At 45.9% G+C, this 22,019-nt stretch carries 15 protein-coding genes; 8 read left to right on the top strand and 7 right to left on the bottom strand.

What is annotated here, in order from left to right:
• Window positions 1-260: 260 nt before the first annotated feature.
• From FEN17_RS19440 to tamL, 3 genes are all read left to right on the top strand, one after another.
• Complete coding sequence (locus tag FEN17_RS19440; protein ID WP_138367065.1) at window positions 261-974, top strand: hypothetical protein; 714 nt, start codon at window positions 261-263, stop codon at window positions 972-974.
• A gap of 123 nt (window positions 975-1,097) precedes the next feature.
• Window positions 1,098-6,032, top strand: a complete 4,935-nt coding sequence (locus tag FEN17_RS19435) for a translocation/assembly module TamB domain-containing protein (RefSeq protein WP_138367064.1) — start codon at window positions 1,098-1,100, stop codon at window positions 6,030-6,032.
• Window positions 6,022-8,460, top strand: a complete 2,439-nt coding sequence (tamL, locus tag FEN17_RS19430) for a translocation and assembly module lipoprotein TamL (RefSeq protein WP_138367063.1) — start codon at window positions 6,022-6,024, stop codon at window positions 8,458-8,460. Before FEN17_RS19435 ends, tamL begins: the two co-directional genes overlap by 11 nt.
• A 39-nt stretch (window positions 8,461-8,499) precedes the next feature.
• On the opposite strand, the gene FEN17_RS19425 is transcribed toward tamL, so the two are convergent.
• From FEN17_RS19425 to rsgA, 3 genes are all read right to left on the bottom strand, one after another.
• On the bottom strand, window positions 8,500-9,195 hold the full coding sequence (locus FEN17_RS19425) for a hypothetical protein (RefSeq protein ID WP_138367062.1): 696 nt from the start codon (window positions 9,193-9,195) through the stop codon (window positions 8,500-8,502).
• Window positions 9,196-9,297: 102 nt separating this feature from the next.
• Entirely contained in the window at window positions 9,298-9,699 is a 402-nt protein-coding gene (gene mce / locus FEN17_RS19420) for a methylmalonyl-CoA epimerase (protein WP_138367061.1), read from the bottom strand.
• Window positions 9,700-9,708: 9 nt separating this feature from the next.
• Window positions 9,709-10,644 carry a ribosome small subunit-dependent GTPase A gene (rsgA, locus tag FEN17_RS19415; RefSeq protein ID WP_138367060.1) on the bottom strand — a complete coding sequence of 312 codons (936 nt, stop codon included), beginning with the start codon at window positions 10,642-10,644 and terminating at the stop codon, window positions 9,709-9,711.
• A 271-nt stretch (window positions 10,645-10,915) separates the two neighbouring features.
• Here rsgA and FEN17_RS19410 point away from each other — a divergent pair, with 271 nt between their 5' ends.
• Window positions 10,916-12,139, top strand: coding sequence for an ROK family transcriptional regulator (locus tag FEN17_RS19410; protein ID WP_138367059.1), 1,224 nt, complete (start codon window positions 10,916-10,918; stop codon window positions 12,137-12,139).
• Between the two features lie 80 nt (window positions 12,140-12,219).
• Here FEN17_RS19410 and FEN17_RS19405 read toward each other — a convergent pair whose 3' ends face one another.
• Window positions 12,220-13,470 (bottom strand): 3-deoxy-D-manno-octulosonic acid transferase, encoded by a 1,251-nt coding sequence (locus FEN17_RS19405; RefSeq protein WP_138367058.1) that lies wholly within the window; start codon window positions 13,468-13,470, stop codon window positions 12,220-12,222.
• A 218-nt stretch (window positions 13,471-13,688) separates the two neighbouring features.
• On the opposite strand from FEN17_RS19405, the gene FEN17_RS19400 reads away from it, so the two are divergent.
• The 4 genes from FEN17_RS19400 to FEN17_RS19385 all read left to right on the top strand — a co-directional run bounded on the left by FEN17_RS19400 (window position 13,689) and on the right by FEN17_RS19385 (window position 18,219).
• Window positions 13,689-14,462, top strand: a complete 774-nt coding sequence (locus FEN17_RS19400) for a hypothetical protein (protein WP_138367057.1) — start codon at window positions 13,689-13,691, stop codon at window positions 14,460-14,462.
• A gap of 58 nt (window positions 14,463-14,520) precedes the next feature.
• A complete protein-coding gene (gene lipA, locus FEN17_RS19395; RefSeq protein ID WP_138367056.1) occupies window positions 14,521-15,399 on the top strand; it encodes a lipoyl synthase in 879 nt (292 codons plus the stop codon).
• Window positions 15,400-15,614: 215 nt separating this feature from the next.
• Entirely contained in the window at window positions 15,615-16,895 is a 1,281-nt protein-coding gene (gene metK / locus FEN17_RS19390) for a methionine adenosyltransferase (RefSeq protein ID WP_138367055.1), read from the top strand.
• Window positions 16,896-17,136: 241 nt separating this feature from the next.
• Complete coding sequence (locus FEN17_RS19385; RefSeq protein ID WP_138367054.1) at window positions 17,137-18,219, top strand: fatty acid desaturase family protein; 1,083 nt, start codon at window positions 17,137-17,139, stop codon at window positions 18,217-18,219.
• Here the strand turns inward: FEN17_RS19385 and FEN17_RS19380 are convergent.
• The 3 genes from FEN17_RS19380 to FEN17_RS19370 all read right to left on the bottom strand — a co-directional run bounded on the left by FEN17_RS19380 (window position 18,216) and on the right by FEN17_RS19370 (window position 22,014).
• The gene (locus FEN17_RS19380) at window positions 18,216-18,626 is read right to left on the bottom strand and encodes a putative toxin-antitoxin system toxin component, PIN family (RefSeq protein WP_138367053.1); all 411 of its coding nucleotides are present in this window, start codon (window positions 18,624-18,626) and stop codon (window positions 18,216-18,218) included. The two genes, FEN17_RS19385 and FEN17_RS19380, sit on opposite strands and share 4 nt — an antisense overlap.
• Complete coding sequence (locus FEN17_RS19375) at window positions 18,623-18,820, bottom strand: DUF8507 family protein (protein WP_229208900.1); 198 nt, start codon at window positions 18,818-18,820, stop codon at window positions 18,623-18,625. Before FEN17_RS19375 ends, FEN17_RS19380 begins: the two co-directional genes overlap by 4 nt.
• Before the next feature lie 77 nt (window positions 18,821-18,897).
• Window positions 18,898-22,014, bottom strand: a complete 3,117-nt coding sequence (locus tag FEN17_RS19370) for an efflux RND transporter permease subunit (RefSeq protein WP_138367051.1) — start codon at window positions 22,012-22,014, stop codon at window positions 18,898-18,900.
• Window positions 22,015-22,019: the final 5 nt, after the last annotated feature.

Genomic DNA, 22,019 nt, shown 5'->3' with positions numbered 1-22,019 from the left:
AGAAAAGGAAGGGTGATCATTTCGCTCTTCCTTTTTCATTTTCAGGATATTAGAATGGTGATTTTCCAGATTACATCCACAACCCTACCAGAAACGCCGTAATAGGCTTTTATGGAATGGTTTTTGCAAATGAATGTTAAGCAGTGCCTAATTTACCTTGCTTATTTAAACAAAAACCCATTTTGCAGATCTAAAATGAAGTAATGTATATTTCTTCGGAAATCTGTAATGAAGTTTAAATCAAATAACATTCAAAGAATATGAAAAAATCATCAATGATCTGGGTTGCGCTGCTGCTTGTGTCAACCGCTTCTTTTGGTCAAAAAATGCCAGCAGACTCTATTTTCAACAATTTCTATAAAGCAACCGGGGGCAAAGCGCTTTGGGACGGCGTGAAATCCTATACATTAAAAAGATCATATTCAGCGGCTTCGGCAACACCTTATGATGCCACCGTGACTGTTTCGCTACCCGACCAGTCGATCTATAAGTCCAAAACCATTATGCGACGCAGCTTTGTGTATACCGTAAAAGGTAATGAGGGCTGGATCAAAGTGCCTATCGGACAAAAAATGGATGTAAAAGACCTCAGCCAGGCCGAGCAGCAGAATATGCGCTTCGAAATGTATGATATCCTGGCCCCATTTTTGAAATATAAGGACCGCAGTTTGATCGCCACGACGGTTGGCACGGAATCTTTAAATGGTGCGCAGGTCAACCAGGTAGAGTTGCAGGGAAAAGGGATCAAGTATAACCTTTATTTCGATGCAAAAACCGGCTTGATGGTGCGTCAGAAAGAAACACAGGCGGGTGTTGAGACGACAACGGATATGTCGGATTATGTAAAATCTGCCTACGGGATTTCTTATCCATCGAAACTGGTGGAGATCAATACACAGGATAAAAAACCTGTCAACATTAAATCGGAAGTGAGTATTAATCAGTCGGTGAATACGGAGTTATTCAAGAGATAACACGGTAAGCCTTCTCTGAACAGTTCACTGGATGGTTGAATTTTCAAAAGTTTGACCGTCCAGATTTTTTATCTGTCAGGCGAAAAATCCCCTGCAAAACCAGCGCAGGACTAAAAGCAACGCATGAGGAAAGCACTAAAAGTATTGGCGATAATTATCCTGACCGTACTGATCCTGGTCGGGGTTTTAATTTGGGGATTACAAACAGAGTTCGGGCAGAATTTTCTGACAACACAGGCCAATTCCTTTTTACGCAAAAAACTCAAAACCAAAGTCAATATTGAGAAAGTCCGGTTCGACATTCCGGACTGGGTGTTGCTGGAAGGTGTTTATTTTGAAGATACCCACGGCGATACGTTGGTAGCAGGAAAAAGGCTTTATGTGGATCTTGATATGTACAGCCTGATCAAAGGCAATATTGGTATCAACAAAATCGAGCTCGAAGGCGTCAATGCCAACATTAATCGAGTGCTTCCGGATACCACCTTCAATTTCCAGTTTATCATCGATGCTTTTGCAGGCTCCGATACCGCTGCAGTGGAAACCGATACCAGTTCCAAGCCGATGGAAATGCGCCTCGACCAGATCGCGCTGAAACAGGTCCGGCTTTCATACCGCGACGCCGTCACAGGCATGGACGCAAACGCCAACATTGATACGGCGACCGTTAAATTCGACAAATTCAATCCTTCACTTTCCCAATATCATCCTTCCAATGTTGCGCTGCTCAATAGCCAGGTGAAGCTGAGAATGTATCCGGCTTTGAAAACCGCGGCCGCCAGCCCTCGACCTGATCCGGCCGATTCTTTGGATTTGAAAGTAGGCGATATCGACATTCAGCAATTCAAATGGGAGTTTAATGATGAAACTTCCGGGCTGAAAAATGGCGTGACGGTCGGCAAGTTTGCGGGTCACGTGAACAGCATTTACATGAACAGCCAGCAAGTGGATGTGAAAAATGTTTTGCTGGAAAAAATGTCGGTGTATGCGGAATTCGCTAAAAAACCAAAGGCAGAAGCTGTAAAGGATACCATTGTGGCCGTGGCGGATACGACCGGCTGGCGTGTAAAAGTGGGCGAGATCAGGCTGGTGGATAACAAAATTCGATACGAAGACTTCAATACGCCTGCCCAGCCGAAAGGCATGGACTTTGCGCACTTGGATATTGATAAACTTAACATTGATCTGCAAAACTTCCTCTTTTCGCCCGAAGTGATTTCAGGCGCGCTAAAATCCGGTTCATTCAATGAGAAAAGCGGATTTAAGTTGCAGGAACTCCACACGGATTTTGCCTATGGCGAGAAAGAAACATTCCTGAAAAACCTGCTGGTACGTACGCCAAACACCACATTGCGCGACCAGCTGATCCTGAAATACGCCAGCCTTGATCAGCTGACCAAGGATATCGCGAAAGTAAAATTGAAGGTACGGCTCACCGATAGCCGCATCGCATTTTCAGACATTCTGCTGCTTGCGCCTGATCTGGCTAAAACTCCACCATTTGATTCAGAACCGAACGGCGTCGTGAAAGGCTCCGGCGATATTTCCGGCTCGGTGGATGATATGCTGATTTCGAAAGCGCAGTTTTCGATGCTTGGCGGGACAGTTTTGAACGCAGATGGACGCGTAAAAGGATTGCCGGATGCGGAGAAGATGTCGCTGGACTTAAATATCAACGAAATATCGTCGACCAAAGCGGACCTGATGAAAATGCTGCCCGACAGCGCGGTACCGGCTTCGATTGAGCTTCCTGAAAACATCAAGATCACCGGCAAGGTGAAAGGTTCGATGGAAAACGTGACGCTGACGACGACCATCAATACTTCTTTTGGTACGGGCACATTCTCGGGAAATCTGAAAAACATTACCGACAGCATTCGCGCGCAGTATAATGGTACGCTGGCTTTCAATGAGTTTGATTTAGGAAAACTGACGAAACAGCCGCCAGAAGAAATGGGCAAGCTGACATTGCATACCGATTTGGAAGGTGTAGGATATGCACCGAAAACCATGAAAGCGCGGCTGGATGGCAGCGTCGAAAGTGCGGATATCAAAGGTTATGTTTACAAAAACCTGAATTTGAAAGGCGACGTCGATCACGGATTTGCCAACATTTCGGCGGATATGAATGATCCGAACATTGATGTAAAACTGACCGCGCAGGCTGATCTTTCCAAAGAATATCCTTCCGTAAAAGCAGATGTAAACATTGATAACCTGGATCTGACAGCATTGAAACTCTATGCAGATTCGATGCAGATTAAAGGTAACATTAAGGTGGATATGCCTTCTACCAACCCGGAAAATCCGCTTGGAACGGTTGATATCAATAATTTTGTGATGACCCACCACCGCAAGCCGATCGCAATAGATAGTATCGGCATGGCGCTGACGGATTCGAGCGGCGAGCGGCAGGCGAACATTTATGCGCCGTTTTTGAAAGCAAAAATGGAAGGTAACTATACTTATACCGAGCTGGCTGACGCCATGCTGACGGAGGTAGGAAAACATTTTAAAGCGCCGAACCTGACATATAAGGAAGTTACCAAGCCGGTAAACTTCACGCTCGACGCGACGGTGACCAACCACCCGATGTTCCAGATGTTTGCGCCGGGGTTGAAGGAAATGAATGATATCCAGTTCCACGCGCAGATGGACAATCAGAAGGATTCGTCGATCGTGGCGAAACTGAGTATTCCGATGGTGGATTATGACAGTATCCGCACCGAGCGCGTGTCGGTCAACTTTGCTACGCTGGAAGAAAATGCGATTTTGAATGCGAATGTGGGGCTGGTTAATACCGGCAGCTTCCGGATACAAAATGCTTCCCTGGACAGCAAAATCCAGGATAATGATGTAAAGTTTGATTTCGTGGTGAAGGATTCGGTGCAGACCGAGCGGCACATTGTGAAAGGGGATTTGGCGATTGCCAACAACCAGTACCGCCTCAACCTGCGCGACGATTTAATGTTGAATTATGATAACTGGGCGACAGATACTGCGGGTTACATTCAATACGCGACGGATAGCTTGTATGTGAAGGATTTTGTGATCAGTAACAAAGGTCAGTCACTAAAAATCAACAGTACTACCCAGGCTCCAAACAGCCCGCTGGATATTGCGATGACCAACATTTCGATCGGTCCGCTGATTGAAATCGCCACCCGCGACTCGACGATGGCAACCGGGATTTTGAATGGCAAAGTGATGCTAAGTAATTATATGGTCGCGCCGGTTTACACAGGTGAACTGACCATTGATAGCCTTGCGGTGACCAAAATTCCGGTCGGCAACCTATCTATCAAATCAACCAACGAAACTGAAAACCTGATCCGTGTAGCGATGTCGCTGGTGAACGGACAGAACAATATGACGCTGAATGGCAGCTATAACCTGAAATCGGATAGCCCGATGGATTTTCAGCTTGACCTGAAAAACCTGAGCGCGCAGACCGTGGAGGCTTTCAGTATGGGACAGTTGAAAAGAGCCGAAGGTAACCTGACCGGAAATGTGGCCATCACCGGCGCCACCGACAGTCCAAAATTGAATGGCGCGCTGAATTTTAACAACTTCATTTTTACACCGACGCAGCTCGGATCCAGGTATTCTCTTGCCAATCAAAAAATACAGTTCAATAACCAAAATATCAACTTCAACAACTTCATCATTACGGATTCGCTGAACCAGCAGATGAAGATTGACGGAAATGTGAGCATCGCCAACATTCCGAATGTAGGTTATAACCTGACGATCGCAGGAAAGAATTTTAATGTTTTGAATTCAACCCAAAAACAAAACGAGCTCTTTTTCGGAAAAGCCAACATTGATGCAAATCTGAGCGTGAAAGGACAGGGAAGCAAATCGGTCGTGGGCGGAAGCATTAAAGTTGATCCGGAAAGTAACATTACCGTGGTACTGCCGAATGATGCTACCGAAACCGGCGACGCTTCGAAAGGCATCATCGAGTTTGTGGATATGAGCGACTCTACCAATATTGCGCAGGAGGATTCACTCGAAAAGAAACAGGATATCATTGTAGATTTTGCTTCGCAGATAGACCTGGACATTTCGGTGGACGACAAGTCGGAGTTTAAAGTCGTGATCGACGAATTGAATGGCGATAACATTCGTCTGAAAGGAAATGCGCAGCTGAATACCGGTATCTCGCCAAACGGCCAGCTTTTCCTGCTGGGTACCTATGATTTGACGGAAGGTTCTTACGACCTGACGTTGCAGATCCTGAAACGCCAGTTTGAAATACAAAAAGGCAGCACCTTGCTCTGGACCGGCGACCCGATGAAGGCTGACCTGAACATCACAGCAGCTTATCCGGTGATGGTTGATCCGGGTTCTATCTCGGCTAAGTTTCAGGGTGCCAGTAAGATTCCGGTGGAAGTACAGATTGTGATTACAGGAAATTTAACTACACCGAACATTACTTTCAACATTGTTCTCCCGCAAAATGAGATCGATGAGCAGATTCGCAGCGACATATCGAACCAGATATTCTGGAATGATATGCAGAATAACCCATCAGAAATGAACAAGCAGGCATTTGCCCTTTTGATCACCAATAAATTTATCACTGATCAATCTTCTCCGGGCTTTAATTTAGGTTCAAGTGCCGAAGCAGTAGCACGTCAAAGCGTAAGCCAGTTACTGAGTGATCAGTTGAACAACCTTGCATCAGACTTAATCAAGGGTGTGGATTTAAACATTGGTTTGAATTCCACGGCTGATCAGACTACCGGCGCGCGTACAGATTTGAATGTGGGACTGAGCAAAGCATTTTTGAATAACCGTCTGAAAGTGTCTGTGGGTAAAAACTTTGAGTTGGAAAGTCAGAGCAATTCCGCCAGCTCAACGGAGGTATTTGACAACATTGCGCTCGATTACTCGATCACCAGAGACGGCAGATACCTTTTCAGGGGATACCGGAAAAACCAATATCAATCGATTTTGGAAGGTTTTATCATTGAAACCGGGGTAAGCTTCATTATTACAGCGGATTACGATTTGTTCCGTGAAATTTTTCAAAGGCAGCGAAATGAAGAATAGTTTATTAGCGATACTGGTATTTTGTTTCATATTGTCGGGTTGCTCCGTCAATAAATACATTCCCGAGGGGCAAAGTTTGTACGTGGGCGCCAAAGTTAATGTGCAGGCGGACAGTGTTTCCAAGCCAAGTGTTTCCGGCTTGGCGAGCCAGTTGGAAGGAATCGTAAAACCCCCACCAAACAAAACACTTCTCGGTTTCCCCTGGAAAGTGTGGTTCTATTATTGGATCGGTGAGCCAAAAAAGGAGAAAGGTTTGAAAGCCTGGTTCCGGAATAAACTAGGAGAAGCGCCCAGATTTGCAACGCAGCGTGTGGCGGATATCAATGCCAAAAACATGGAATCTTTCCTGGATAATGAGGGGTATTATCGCTCGTCGGTAAAAGGGGATGTGGTTGAATCGGCTAAAAAGTCGCGCAGGACGGCTACCATGGTGTTCGATGCGTATGTCATGCCGCGGTATGTAATTAATGAAATCAGCTACGTTGTTCCTGATAGCTCTACCTTTAATAAAGACCTGGTTTTTGCCAAAAAGGATACTTACCTGAAAAAAGGCGACCCGATAAGGCTTGATGTTATTTCATCAGAAAGAAACCGGATTGACAACGAGTTGAAAGGAAAGGGATATTATTATTTTAACCCTGACTATCTGATCATTAAAGTAGATACTACGATTGGTAAGGTAGATTCGACGCTTGGCCCGCAGCAGGTGAATCTCTTTTTAGAAGTAAAACCAGAAACTGCGCAGAATTATTTGAAACAATATTTTATCAATCAGATATATGTCAATACAGGCACAGATGCTTCCAAGGCTGAAACCGACTCAGCTACCAACCGGGGTCCGGTTCGTCGCGGATTGAGTATCACGGATCCTGGCAAGCTTTATAAAAGACGTATTTTCTACGATGCGATCGGGTTTAGAAGAGGTAATATGTATACCAACACGATGCACGATGTGTCGCTGCAAAGGCTGGTCAACTTGCAAAATTTTAAGTTTGTCAGAAATCGTTTTGAAATCGTACCGCGCTCTGACTCAGCATTGTTGGATGTTTATTATGATTTATCTCCTTTGAAAAAGAAATCTTTGCAGACGCAATTGACGGCAAGTACGAAATCGAATAACCTGGGTGGCTCGCAGCTGGACGTTACCTGGCGGAACAGGAATTCTTTTAAAGGCGCCGAATTGTTAACAATCAATCCTTATGTCGGTTTCGACGTGCAGCTGGGTGGCGGAACATCGGAGGCACGCCGTACCGGAAATGAATACATTCGTTACGGTTTGAAAGCTAGCCTTTCTTTTCCAAGATTTATTGTTCCGTTTACAAGGATACGCCCGGAAAAAAGTCAGGCGCTACCGAAAACTATCTTAACCTTAACTTATGAAAACAGGATCCAACGGAATTTTTATACGTTGAGGTCAATACGTGGAGACTGGTCATACAACTGGCGTAAAAACCAGGAGGTTGAACATACATTAACGCCGATTTCTATCAACTTCGTTGAACCGCGCAATGTCAACTTGGAACTTTTATCTGACATTGCTGACGATCCAAATGTAAATCCGCTCGACCTTGACAGGATTTACAAGACAGTAGATCAGAAATATTTCATAGCGGGGTCTAATTATACGATTTCTTATCGCCCTATTCCCCGACCGTTCAGTCGCAACCAGTTCGCATTTTCTGCAGGGATTGATTATGGCGGAAACTTGCTAAGTCTTCTTGCCAAACGGCCCGCTGCTCCAAATGATACTTTGCCGAAGGAATTTCTTCACGTGCCTGTTTTCCAGTATGTAAAACTGGATGGCGATGCGAGATATTACCGCACAATCACGCCAGGTATCAAATGGGCAAACCGCTTGTTACTCGGTGCCATAAGACCTTATGGCAATTCGAAAACCATGCAGACACCTTTGTTCAAGCAGTATTTCGGCGGCGGAAGTACAGGAATCCGGGCATTCAGAGCACGGGCACTGGGACCGGGCGCCTACCCACCAGATACGGCGAGAATCAATCTGCTAGGCTACCAGCAATTTGCTGATATCAGAATGGAATTCAATAGCGAGCTGCGCTTTCAACTAACCAAACTGATCAATATCGCCGCATTCATGGATGCAGGAAACATTTGGGCGTTTGGAGATAGTTTGCGTGCAGGCTACGATTCCCGGGGTTTAATCAGCCGAGGCTTTCTTCGTCAACTGGCAGTTGGAGGTGGTATCGGCCTCCGACTGGATTTCTCTTTCCTGATTTTCCGGCTTGACCTTGCAACACCATTCAGAAAGCCCTGGTACAAAGGTTTAGCCGATCCTGACAACCCGGACGATCCAACAAAAAACAAAAGTCCGTGGGTGTTCAACGAAGTCAATTTTGGCAGCAAAGCCTGGCGGAAGGAGAATTTGATTTTGAATATTGCGGTTGGGCTTCCGTTTTAAAACGTTTGTAATGCATTTATTAACAACGAGTTATCGCATTCAATGCCACCGTAAATAGCCCACTTTATCGACTTGGATCACTGCCCCACCAGGAAACGGAGTAACCTTCGCTTTCAATGTTAATTTGCCTTGGGCATCAATACTCAATTGAGAAACTTCCATTTGACCTTGTGTTACGTTATAAGTTCCACAATTAGATTGGCATGGCGTAAAATTATAACTATTACCATTCGGAGCGCCTCCAACGACCTGCACAGATACAGGCGACGAATTCCATGCAATTGATCCATTCGAAATTGCCAATGGATAACCCCTCACTACAAATTGGTATGGAGCTGATTTAAATATTACTCCCATCCATAAACGTGCAGCCGTAGGTGCTACGGGAAATGGGAATACTGTGTTAGCGGCGGCTGGCCCAAATGCAACAATATCAGGGCCATATAATGTACCAGTTGGCGTATATGAAGAGCTTGGCTGACCTACTGGAATAAGTGGGCTTGCGTTAGATACAGTTGGCGACTGTGGCATAACAAAAGTAAAGTCTCCGCCGCCGCCGCCTTGACTACCGGGATCTTCAGGTGGTAAATCTCGTGAAACTTGCGCTGCGGATTTTTGACCAAGGTACGCCGACTTTCCAAGGCCGTTCGACGCATCAACAACATCGTTTTCAACTTCTTTACAAGAATAACTGAACAATGTTAACGTAATCACAAAAGCAAAGACCTTTCTCACGATAAAATTAGTTTTAGTTTAAAACAAAACTAACAAGCGGCAGGCTGTCCTAAAAGATCTTAACGACCAAGTTTGTTACTTTCTTAGTAAACGGCAAGTAACTTACCTGATTTCCTGACAAAGCTCAATCAAAATCCCATTTGTAGACTTCGGGTGCAGGAAGCAAACCAGCTTGTTATCCGCCCCTATTTTGGGAACATTATTTAGAAGTGTAAACCCTTCATTTTGCAGGCGCAGCATTTCGGATTCGATATCTTCAACTTCAAAGGCGATGTGGTGAAAACCTTCGCCCTTTTTTTCGATGAAGCCAGCGATCACACTATCGGGAGAGGTGGCTTCGAGGAGCTCGATTTTGGTTTGGTTGATTTGAAAAAAAGAAGTGGAAACTTTCTCCGATTGTACGGTTTCGCGTTTGTAGGGGGCGACGTTGAAAAGTGCGGAAAACAACTTTTCAGATTTTTCCAGCTCCTTTACGGCGATACCGATATGTTCGACATTCAGCATAAATCCTGGTTATTTGCGGTTATCCTGACCTCCTACCATGCTCAGATAACTCTCATAGCGGCTTAAAGCAATTTCTCCTTCTTCGACGGCCGACTTTACGGCGCAGCCCGGCTCGTTAATGTGCTGGCAGTTATTAAACCGGCATTGATTTAGCAAATCGCGCATTTCGGGGAAGTAGTGGCTGATTTCTTCGGGTTTCATATCTGCCAGACCCAGTTCTTTGATACCCGGCGAGTCAATGATAAACGTCCCCGGCGCGAGCTCGAACATTTCGGCGAATGTAGTGGTATGTACACCTTTGTTTGCAAATGAGGAAACTTCCTGCGTTTTTATGTCCAGGTCCGGCGCGATGGCATTTACCAATGTTGATTTGCCAACCCCCGAATGTCCGGATAACAAGGAAACCTTTCCGTTGAGCAACTCGGCGACATCCCCGACACCTTCCTCTGCCACTGCTGTCACCGCCAGACATTGGTAACCCAGGCTGCTGTACATGTCCATCAGCTCCGACTGAAATTCCTTCATATCATCATTCAGCAAATCCTGCTTATTAAAAACCAGCACGCCGGGAATGCGGAAGGATTCGATTGCGACCAGAAACCGGTCGATAAATCCCAAAGAAGTTCGTGGAAAAACCAATGTTGCGATCAGGATCGCCTGGTCTACATTCGCGGCGATCAAATGTGCGTGGGCAGTTTTGTGCACCGACTGGCGGATCACATAATTTTCGCGCGGGAGTATTTCGTGGATAATTCCGAAGTTTTCAGTTTCATTTTCAACCTCAAAATTTACGTAGTCGCCGACTGCAATCGGATTGGTCACTTTCAATCCCAAAGCCTTAAATTTCCCCTTCAACCGGCACTGCCAGATATGCCCGTCGCGACTGTCCCTAACCTCGTACCACGATCCGGTAGACCTGAGTACCAACCCTTTAATCAAGCTCATTCTTTCTTATTTTGTTGCAAGTAGTGAAATTTAAAGGAGTTTCGCAGATATGGTCAATAATTAATGACTTTGAGCTAAAATGCTGTCAATATTTTAAAGTAGTTTTTTTGAGCGTGTGGTTTTACATGAAGATTTAGTATTAATGAAAGATTTGACGTATAATAATATATTTTAATATGTTACGCCATTTTAATACTTTCTTCATACATTAGTAACCTCAGATAATAAAAAAAATCAAAATTACGCCACAAAAATTACCTCACTCCCCATAATGGATTTAGTCGCTGAAGAACCGAATTCGGTCATTGATATTCGTAAAAATCGCATCCGAAGTAACCTTTTGCTCCATTTATATCAGTCCGGGGACACTTCCATTAATCGCATGGCGCGGCTCTTTCACGCCAGCATTCCCTCTGCCACCGGTATTGTGAACGACCTGATCCGTGAAGGCTGGATCACTGAAACTGGGACCGGCCCGGCGCGCGCTGGAAGGCCGCCTGTACTCTACGGTTTGAATGCGAAGAAGTATCTGACATTGATCATGGACATCAACCGTCACGATACGCAGCTGGTCATATTTGACTTGCATAACCAGCTGGTAGTGAAGCGAAAAGTGGATATCCGGCTGGACGATTCGGCAAATTTTCTTGAAATTCTTTTCGCAGCGACAGACGATTTTCTGAAATCCAATAACATTAGTCTTGGCAAGCTTTGGGGAATCGGCGTTTCCATGCCGGGACTGATCAATACTTCCAAGGGAATTAACCTCACTTATCTGAACCTCACGCCTCCCGGGGTACCGCTGGTAACTTATCTCAAAAATCATTTCCAGCTGCCGGTATGCCTTTTTAATGATACCAAAGCCACGACCATCGGCGAGCACCGTTTCGGTTTTGCGGTTGAAAAAAGCCAGGTATTGACAATCAACATTGACTGGGGTGTCGGTTTAGGGATTATCATTAATGGTGAGGTTTTTAATGGCGCATCCGGTTTTGCGGGCGAGCTGGGGCACATTCAGGTGAAGCCCGACGGCATGCTTTGTCACTGCGGAAAAGTGGGTTGCCTGGATACCATTACCTCCGCCATCGCTTTGATCCGCCAAGCCAAAGAAGGTATTCACAGCGGCCGAGCCACGATTTTGACTCAAATTGTAAACAACGATCTGAACCTGCTCGAAACTTCGCACATCATCGAAGCCGTGCATGCAGGAGATGAATTTTCAATCGATCTTTTAAGTAAAGTCGGTACGGAGCTGGGTAAAGGACTGGCTACGGCGGTGCATTTGTTCAATCCCGAAGTGATCATTGTCGGCGGTTTGCTGGCCGAAGCCGGGCCTTTTATTTCCAACCCGATTGAGCAGGCGATCAACAAATACTGTCTCTCTGATTTCAAAAACCCGCTTTCGATCCACATTTCGAAGCTGGGTGCAAAAGCACGTTTGCTGGGCACGCAAGCCCATTTATTCGAGCATTTGATACAAAAGGAATTTCCCTGAAATGAATTTGGCAGGCTGGCTGTCCGGTTAGTTAGCGCGAAGTTCTGCTTCGCGATTAAGATTCATGGGCCTCTGGCCGGTCAGTCTGCCAATTCCTGCACCTTACGCATAATCATCTCCGTCGCGCCGGTCCCGGTTTCGACATACTCCCTACTCACATTCCCAGCGTCAGTCCTCGCAACAGCATTTTGAAGCCATTTTTCAATGATCGCCGAAGTAGCAGCCGCATCCGCCACCGGAAAAGCTCCTCCCAAACTGATCAGATCAATAGCTTCCTGAAAACGGTGATAGCTTTTATTCCCAAAAAGAACCGGTAACCCAAATGTGGCCGCTTCGAGAATGTTATGCAGCCCGACACCAAAAGAGCCGCCAATGTAGGCCATATCTCCATACTTATATAAAGACGATAACATGCCCACATTGTCAATGATCAGGTAATCAGCGTTTTCAATGTTCCTTTCGCCGATCTCGGAAAACAGGATCACAATCCCTTTCAGCTTCTCCCGCCAGCCACGTATCTGCTCTTTTTTAATTTCATGCGGCGCGATAATCGCCTTGAATTTTCCTTGAAAACCATTCAAAACCGGAAACAAAACCTGCATATCTTCTTCCCACACCGACCCGGCGATCAAACACAACTTTTCTCTGCGAAAACCAGCGATCACCGGCAAATCGCGGGCATTGGCGGCAATACTTTTCACGCGGTCGAAACGGGTATCTCCGGCTACGGTCGCTTTAATGCCGACACCTTTCAGCAGCGCGACGGATTTTTCATTTTGAACAAAAATATGGTCGAAGTAGCGCAGCATATCCCTGAAAAATCCGCCATAAGATTTGAAGAAAATCTGCTCCTCGCGAAAAATCGAGGAAAATGAGAGAATGTGGCTGCCGTTCTTTTTTAGCTCGCGGAGGTAGTTGTTCCAGAATTCGTATTTAATAAAAAAGGCAGTGCTGGGCTGAACTGCGGCCACAAACCTGCGGGCATTGGATGCGGTATCAAAAGGCAGGTAGCAAATGTAATCCGCGCCATTATAGTTTTTCCGGACTTCGTAACCCGAGGGAGAGAAAAAAGTGACAAGAATAAAATGTTCCGGATACTGGTTTTTATAGGCCTCAATCACCGGCCGGCCCTGCTCAAATTCACCCAGGGAAGCGGCATGAAACCAGGCTACTGGCCTCCCCGCGGCCAGTGCCGGGAACGAGCGTTCCAATTCCTCGATCAGCCCTTTTCTACCGTCGACAGTCTGTTTTATTTTGGCATTAAACGGTGCAACGAACTTGATCAGTGAAGCGAAAAGACTTATAGCAATTTGATATACGAATTCAATCAAAGGAATCTGATTAAAAGGATGTTATGAGAAAAAATAGTTTTTCAAAATCACCCGGAAACGGGATCTTTGGCAGGCTTTTTTGCTACTTTTTTTATTAAAGAAACATAAATGTACAAAAAACCGTTAAAGTGAAGTTGATATACAAAACCTACACGATTATTTTGTACTTTCACTCGTTACAATAACACATACCTGATCACTGAGTTTATTTTACAATAATGATGCGTATAAAACTTTTACTATCAGTATCTATCCTGTTTACGCTATCAACAGATATATACGCTCAACGCAAAGCGGCAAAGAACGAGGACAGTGAGGAGAGCTATAAATCTTTCACCTCAGTAGGTATTTCCACCAATACGAACTCCGGTATTTTGGGCGGCGCGGTTTTCCGCCAGTCTTCTGCATTGAATTCCAAGCTGTTTGGCAAAAACCAATATCGTTACCTGGCTGTCGAGCTGGTGAATGTGAAGCATCCGAAAGAGCTTTCCACGCAGGATTTTGTGACGGGGGCACGTCTGGTTTATGGCAAACAGAATTATTTATTTGCATTAAGACCGGAGTACGGCCGCGAGCTGACATTGTTTAACCGGCATGAAGACGAAGGAATTTCTATCAGCGCGATTGTCGCTGCGGGTCCGACATTAGGTTTGGAAAAACCTTATATGGTACAGTTTCAAACGTCCGACGGGCGGGTAGTTACCGAGCCTTTTGATCCTGTAAAACATGCCGGAAGTTCACAAACAACTGGAATTGTGGGTGCCGGAAGTTTCTTTTCTGGTTTTGGGCAAACTAAAATTGTACCGGGTCTGCACATTAAAACCGCCATGAGTTTTGAGCTGAGCGCATTCAGAGAGAATGTTACCGGTGTTGAAATTGGCTTTATTGCTGAAGCATTTACCCGCCAGATCCAGATCATGGCATTTGCCGATAACAGGGCCTTCTATACTTCCGGATATCTTACCTTATATTTCGGAAGCAAGAAAAGATAATCCTATTACTAATTGACTTTCAGCATTTTACTGCCACAGTCAGAGATTACAAACGAATATGATTGAATTGCCAGTTATTCCATCGGAGCGCAGAAAGCGGCCCGATTGGTTGAGAGTGAAACTTCCCGCAGGACCAGAGTTTCGTAAAGTGCGACAGCTGGTCGATAATTATAAGCTGCATACGATCTGTGAAAGTGGGAATTGTCCAAATATGGGCGAATGCTGGGGTGCAGGTACCGCTACCTTTATGATCCTTGGGAATGTGTGTACCAGAAGCTGCAGCTTTTGTGCAGTAGCTACGGGCCGCCCCAACGAATACGATGCCGACGAGCCACGCCGTGTAGCGGAGGCCATCAAATTGATGCAGGTAAAACATGCCGTGATCACTTCGGTAAACCGGGATGAATTGAAAGACCGGGGCGCTGAAATTTGGTACCAGACTGTACGCCAGGTGAAAGAAAACACGCCTGAAACGACCATTGAAACATTGATCCCGGACGTAAAAAACAACTGGGAAGCGCTGATCCACATGATCGAAGCCGGTCAGGAAGTGGTTTCCCACAACATGGAAACCGTGGAACGTTTATACCGTGCGGTACGTCCTCAGGCCAAGTATGCGAGGAGTTTGGAACAGATCAAGCGGACGAAGGAATTTGGTCAGCGTACCAAATCCGGCATTATGCTTGGACTTGGCGAGACGCAGGATGAGGTGCACAAAGCCATGGACGATCTGGCCGAAAACGGACTGGATATTCTGACATTGGGACAGTATCTGCAGCCTACCAAAATGCATCACGAAGTGATCGAGTGGATCACTCCTGAAATGTTTGATAACTACCGGGAAGAAGGACTTCGGAGAGGTTTGAAATATGTGGAGTCGGGTCCGCTGGTACGTTCGAGCTACCACGCTGAGCGTCACGTGAATGTTCCGATTTAAATATTTTGGAATTCAAAATAAAAACCCTGCTTAACCTGGTTAGGCAGGGTTTTTATTTTGACCGTTGAATCACAGATACGCCCGTTTGTTATATTGACCAACTTTTCGAGTGTTTTTTATTTGGTTAATGACTTAAAAAAATTCAATTTTGTTTTTTAAATCATACACTTAAAGCAGAGTTCCAGCAGGAATTAACTTCTAACATTTTAAATTTTATGCCATACTTATTCACCTCGGAATCCGTATCTGAAGGACATCCGGACAAGGTAGCAGATCAAATATCAGATGCGCTGATCGACAATTTTTTAGCTTGGGATACCAACAGTAAAGTAGCATGCGAAACGCTGGTAACGACCGGTCAGGTGGTTTTGGCGGGAGAGGTTAAGACGAACACATATCTTGACGTACAGAAAATTACCCGCGAGGTGATCAAGCGGATTGGCTATACCAAAAGCGAATATATGTTCGAAGCCAATTCCTGCGGTATTTTGTCGGCTATCCATGATCAGAGCGCAGATATCAACCAGGGTGTTGACCGTGCAGTGGCATCGGAAAGCTTCGAGGAAAAAGCAAATGCACAAGGTGCTGGTGACCAGGGAATGATGTTTGGCTACGCAACCCGCGAAACCGAAAACTACATGCCGCTGGCGCTAGACCTGGCTCATAAGATTCTTCAGGAAATGTCCTATATCCGCAATAACGAATCTGACCTGATTCCTTACCTGCGCCCGGACGCCAAATCACAGGTAACCATCGAGTATAGCGACGAAAATGTTCCTTTGCGCATTGATACCATCGTAGTTTCTACACAGCACGACGATTTTGATGCAGAGGCTAGCATGCTGGCGAAAATTAAAGAGGACGTTATCAACATTGTAATCCCCCGCGTAAAAGCGAAACTGACTCCCGAGCTGCAACAATTATTCACCGGTGATATCACATTCCATATCAACCCTACTGGCAAGTTCGTAATTGGCGGGCCGCACGGCGATACCGGATTGACTGGCCGTAAAATCATCGTAGATACTTACGGTGGAAAAGGTGCTCACGGTGGTGGCGCATTCTCCGGAAAAGATCCTTCCAAAGTAGACCGCTCGGCAGCTTACGCAACCCGCCACATTGCGAAAAATATGGTGGCTTCCGGACTTTGCGATGAAGTACTTGTTCAGGTTTCTTACGCGATCGGTGTCGCAGAGCCTTGCGGCTTGTACATCAATACTTACGGCACCTCGAAAGTTGCTGACAACGACGGAGCGATAGCTGAGAAAATCGGCCAGATCTTCGATCTACGTCCTTACGCGATCGAGCAGCGTCTGAAATTGCGTAACCCGATCTACTCAGAAACTGCTGCGTATGGTCACATGGGTCGCAAAAATGAGACGGTGAAGAAATCATTCAAAGGTGCAAATGGCGAGGAGAAAGAGGTGGAAGTAGAATTGTTTACCTGGGAAAAACTGGATTTCGTAGACGCTATCAAAAGTGAGTTTTCACTTTGAGAATATATTGAGTTTGAAAAAGATACATTAAATTGAGTAGGAAGGCCGACAGTTCTGTCGGCCTTTTTTTATTTGGTTAAATGTATCCACGATAGATAAAATTTCGTGTTTCTGATATAGGCCAAAGAATCATTTGTCAACGAAATTAATCGAACCGATTACTAATAATAATGAAAATAATCCGTTTCTTGGGAACTATTCACATGTAAAGCCCTCAAAGAATTCAAGGCATCCGCTCCCCATGCAGTATCAAAAAATTAAGTTTACAAACCTGGAAAAAAGTACGTTTTTTCCAACGCTCCGGCAGCGGGTTGACCAATATTTTGTTGCCAATGATCTTTGCAAATCAGGAGGTTCCAAAATCATTTACAAAGCATTTTTCATGCTGGCCCTTTACCTGATCCCCTACGGATTGATCCTTACAGGTCAATTTTCCAATCTAATAATGTGGGGAATGACGATTATTATGGGTTTCGGCGTGGCTGGTGTCGGAATGTCCGTCATGCACGATGCGATCCACGGGTCGCTGGCAAACTCCAATATCCTGAATAAATTTTTCGGCGCATCCATCTATCTCTTGGGCGGAAATGCCTATAACTGGGAAGTGCAGCACAACCGGCTGCATCATACTTATACCAACATTCACGAAGTGGACGAGGATATTACTGGTAAATTTCTGCTCCGTCTTTCTTATCAGGAAAAGCAAAAATACATTCACCGTTTCCAGCACATTTACGCCTTTTTTCTTTACAGCCTGATGACGCTGTCGTTTTTGTGGAAGGATTTCAAGGAAATTTCGCTTTTCAATGAAATGTCAAAATCGGGTATGACCAAGCCATTTCCGAAAAAGGAGTTGATCCGATTGATCCTGACCAAATTGGCTTACGTGCTGTTTATCTGCGTGATACCACTTTATTTCACTTCACTTACTTTTGGTCAGTGGTTGATCGGATTTCTGACGATGCACGGCGCGGCAGGAATGATTTTGAGCACAGTATTCCAAATGGCCCACGTAGTAGAAGGTGTCGACCAGCCCATGCCGACACAATCTGGCAGCATTGAAAATGCCTGGGCAGTTCACCAGTTGCAAACTACCTCCAATTTCGCCGGCAAAAACCGCTTCTTATCCTGGTACATCGGCGGCCTCGATTATCAGATCGAACACCATTTATTCCCTTCAATTTCCCACATTCACTACAACGCCCTGTCTCCAATCGTCAGAGCTACCGCACTGGAATTCGGCCTGCATTACAATGCCAAAGCTGGTTTTTCAAATGCGCTTGGGTCGCACATCAGGATGTTGAGGAATATGGGGACGGTTTAACGTCTAATTAAAATTTCCAGGAAGGCGCCGGCTTTTATCACATTGACTTTGGGAAAATCAATGCTGGCGAGGATATTGTAATGTCCGTCATTAGAAACAAGATAATCGGCGTTACAAGCTACGGCGCAATCGACAAACTTATTGTCGTCTTTATCTGCCTCAATAAGTTGCCAGAGATAGTAAGATTCGATTTTGTGAACATTGGAAAGATGCAGCAATTCCTGTAAATGCAAATCTGTGCGGGAAATGCCCAACCTGTAACTCAATTGTTCTTCATATTCCGAAATGATTTCGTTCGTGACGAAAAGCTCGAAAGTTTTATCGAGAAGTGCCGTGAAAATAGGATGATAAACCGATCGGCTGGGAAGTGCAACCAGCAAAACATTGGTATCCAGAACAACATTCATTGCGCCGGATCATTGAGGATATCGTCCATATCCTGCTCAGTCCAGGCATTTCGCTCCCAAGCCAGATCTGCACTCTGGGAAAGCCGCTTTGCGAAGTAGCTTCCTATTAATTCTTTAATGTTGGTCAAATCGTCCTCACTCACCTGACGCGCGTAAAGTTGCAACAGCTCCTGCTGCAAGTTCGTCAGAGGCATTTTCAATGTTGATGGCATACGGCTATGACTTGTTTAAAGTAAAGTTAACAAAATCGTTAGGTATGTTTAATTCAAAGCTAACTATGCGCCTGCTGCTCCTCCCACTCGCTTTCACGGGCGACGCGGTCGATCATTTTCATTTTCTCGAAGTTTTTGGGTCGGGAGAAGAATGTGTAGATCGCTGGGATTACATATAATGTTAGTACCAGCGAGAAAAGCAGGCCGCCCATAATGACAATACCCATCGACATCCGGCTTTTCCCAGCTGAGCCCAGCGCCATCGCGATGGGAAGCGCACCTAAAATTGTTGCCAAACTAGTCATTAAAATGGGCCGGAAACGCAGCGTGGCGGCTTCCAATGCTGCCTCCTGAATACTTCTGCCCTGCTCACGCAGCTGGTTGGCAAATTCTACGATCAAGATTCCGTTTTTGGTTACCAAACCGATCAGCATGATCATACCGATCTGACTAAAAATGTTCAGCGTCTGATCAAAAAGCCAGAGCGAGAATACAGCACCTCCGATAGCCAGAGGCACGGTGAACATGATGATGAAAGGATCGACGAAACTTTCGAACTGTCCGGCGAGGATAAAGTAAATCAGAATCAGCGCCAGGAAAAACGAGAACATGGTATTTGAAGAGCTCTCGGCATAATCCCTTGATGAGCCGCTCAATGCGGTTTGAATGCTCTCATCGTGCAGCTTGTCGCGGATTTTATCCATGGCTGCGATACCGTCGCCGATCGTCTTACCGGGCGCCAGCGCTGCCTGCACCGTCGCACTCGTGTAGCGGTTGTAGTGAAAAAGCTGCGGCGGGCTGCTTTCTTCGTCGGCGCGGACAATGTTGTCGAGCTGCACCAGACTTCCCGTACTTGTTTTCACAAACATACTTTTCAAATCCAGCGGCTCGTCGCGGTTTACACGGTCATACTGGCCTATAACCTGGTATTGCCGGCCATTCATCGTGAAGTACCCAAAACGCTGACCCGCAAATGCGAGTTGCATCGTTTGTGCTACGTCCTGCACGGAAACTCCGAGGGACTTCGCTTTTTCCCGGTCAATCGCGATCTGGATTTCCGGCTTGCTGAATTTCAGGTTCACATCATTGATCGCGAAAGTGGGATCATTGGAAACTTCTTCCATGAACTTCGGCAGGTATTCACGCAGCTTTTCAAAATCGGGCGCCTGGATTACATACTGGATCGGCAGGCCACCGCGGGAATCAACGGAAATCGTCTGTTGCTGCACCACAAATGACTTAGCATCAGGCATTTGTTTCAGTTTTTGATTGATATAATCCGCGATTTCCTGCTGAGATTGCGTACGGAATTTCTTGTCGACGAGCGCGATCCTTCCACTACCTGTATTAGCGGCTCCCAGGCCCGAATTTCCCGGAGAAGTGATCAGCATAAGGCCCTTTCTGCCTGGCATCGAATCCATCAGCATATTTCCAACGTTCTGCACATAGCGGTCGGTGAATTCAAAAGAGGAACCTTCGGGTGCCGTCATGTTGATACGGAACCAGTTACGGTCGTCCAGTGGCGCGAGTTCGGATTGTAATCCTTTTCCAAAAAACCAGATCATGCCCATCGTCAGCGCGACCAGCGGAATTGCGACCCAACGCATTTTCAGAAATTGCCCCAAAGCCTTGCCATAATTTTCCGTGATACGTTCAAAGAAAGGCTCTGTTTTTTCATAAAACCAGCTCTTTTTATGCGTTTTACGAACCAGGTATGCATTCAACATCGGCGTCAATGTCAGGGAAACAAATGCCGAGATCAAAACCGCGGCGGAGATCACGATACCAAATTCCCGGAACAGTTTTCCGACAAAACCTTCCATAAAAATCACCGGCAAAAACACCGAAGCCAATGTGATGGAAGTAGACAAAACCGCGAAAATAATCTCATTTGCCCCTTTTATCGCGGCCTCGATCGGGCTCATACCCTGCTCGATCTTCTTGAAAATGTTCTCGGTCACCACAATCCCGTCATCCACCACCAGCCCCGTCGCGAGTACAATCGCCAGTAGCGTGAGCACATTGATGGAAAAACCCATGATATACATGACGAAAAACGTCCCTATCAGCGACACCGGAATGTCGATCAGCGGGCGGAAGGCGATGAGCCAGTCGCGGAAAAAGAGGTAGATAATGATCACCACCAAAATGATTGCGATCAGCAATGTTTCGCCAACTTCCTCGATTGATCGCTCTACGAAAATGGTGTTATCGATCAATGTATCCAGCGTATAATCTTTTGGCAACTCTTTTTTGATCGCGGCCATCCGCTTGTTTACTTCCTCCGCAATGTTCAGATAGTTGGCTCCGGGCATCGGGGATATCGCCAGACCAATCATCGGCACATTGTCCAAACGAAGAATAGTTTCTTCATTTTCAGGCCCTAATGTGGCATAACCAATATCTTTCAGGTGGATGGTTTGGGTCGCGGAGTTTTTAATGATCATCTCATTAAAATCACTCTCCGTACGAAAGCGCCCGATCGTTTTTACCGTCAGCTCTGTGTTATCTCCGGCCAGTTTTCCACTCGGCAGCTCCACATTTTCCTTGTCCAGCGCGACCTTCACATCCTGCGTCGTGATACCTAGCGATGCCATCTTAATCGGATCCATCCAGATCCGCATCGCATATTTTTTCTGCCCGAAAATCCGGATTTCGCTCACACCCTCAATGGTTTGCAGCCGCTGCGCGATCACATTCTCGGCATAATCACTCACTTCCAAATGGGAGCGGGTGTCGCTTTTGAATGTCAGTACGATGATCGGCTCCGAGTTGGCGTCGGCTTTGGCTACCACCGGCGGGCCGTCGATATCGAGCGGCAATGTTCTGGAAGCCGAGCCTACTTTGTCGCGCACATCATTTGCGGCGCGCTCCATATCCACCCCAATGTCAAATTCGACGGTGATCTGGCTGGTACCCTGACTGCTCGTAGAGTTGATGGATTTAATCCCCTCGATACTATTCAGCTGCTTTTCGAGTGGCTCGGTGATTTGCGATTCGATAATGTCGGCATTGGCGCCGGTATAGCTGGTCCGGATCGAAACTACTGGTGGGTCGATAGAAGGAAATTCCCTCATCCCCAGGAATTTATAGCCTAGAAAACCAAACAATATGATCAGCAGGTTCATCACAATCGCTAGGACCGGCCGCTTGATGGAAAGGGTTGAAATACTCATAACTG

Source organism: Dyadobacter luticola, from assembly GCF_005860805.1.
Classification (GTDB): domain Bacteria; phylum Bacteroidota; class Bacteroidia; order Cytophagales; family Spirosomataceae; genus Dyadobacter; species Dyadobacter luticola.
The sequence above is the reverse complement of the archived record's forward strand: the minus strand, read 5'-3'. Positions and strand labels throughout refer to the sequence as shown.